This is a genomic window from Pseudomonas sp. P4_C3 (assembly GCF_056402075.1).
The window spans coordinates 1-710 of record NZ_JBFUIC010000754.1 but is presented as its reverse complement, the minus strand read 5'-3'; the positions used below and the strand labels follow the sequence as shown (position 1 = coordinate 710).

Here is a 710-nt window from a genome sequence, read left to right as displayed (position 1 = left end):
CTCCGAAACTTCCGATTCTGGTCGCCAACGATGGACGGGTGCTTCCACAAACCTTCGAGGGCGGCCAGATCACCTCGAGCGAGTTCAAGGATCTGACCCTGACGGGTGGGCGAATTGAACATGCAACGGGTCGCGGTTCAACTGATCAGACGGGGCTGGCCGCTATGGGCGGTACACGTGAAAGCAACCAGTTCGACTTCGTCGGGGGGGACTGGAAAGTCACCAAGGATCTGACGGCTCAGTACTACTATGCCCATCTCGAGAACTACTATAACCAGCAGTTTTTCGGACTGATTCACACGCTTGCGTTCTCGGACAACCAATCCCTGAAAACCGACCTGCGCTACTTCAAAACTGACTCGTCAGGTGAAAACAGCTCCGGCACATCGGGTTACAGAATCAGTGGCTACACCAAAAACGGTGATGGCGTGATCGACAACCGTCTCTGGAGCGCTGCATTGATATACACCCTTGGCGGCCATGCGATAACTGCGGGCTACCAAAGCGTTTCGGACGGTAGCAGCTTCACCCAGCTCAACCAAGGTAGCCTGGTAGATAAAGGCGCCGGAGGCAGCAGCTTGTACCTGTATACAGATCGTCTGATCCAGAGCTTCACCCGCGCAGGGGAGCGTACATCATTCGGTCAGTACGCCTATGACTTTGCCGCCCTGGGTGTCCCTGGCCTGAAAGCCTCGGTCATGTACGTCTCC

The 710-nt window shown here is 55.8% G+C and carries 1 protein-coding gene; it reads left to right on the top strand.

Going from position 1 to position 710, the window contains the following annotated elements; genetic code table 11:
• The coding region (locus AC1DVH_RS32265) for an OprD family outer membrane porin (RefSeq protein ID WP_477757190.1) at positions 1–710 on the top strand (710 nt) is incomplete at both ends.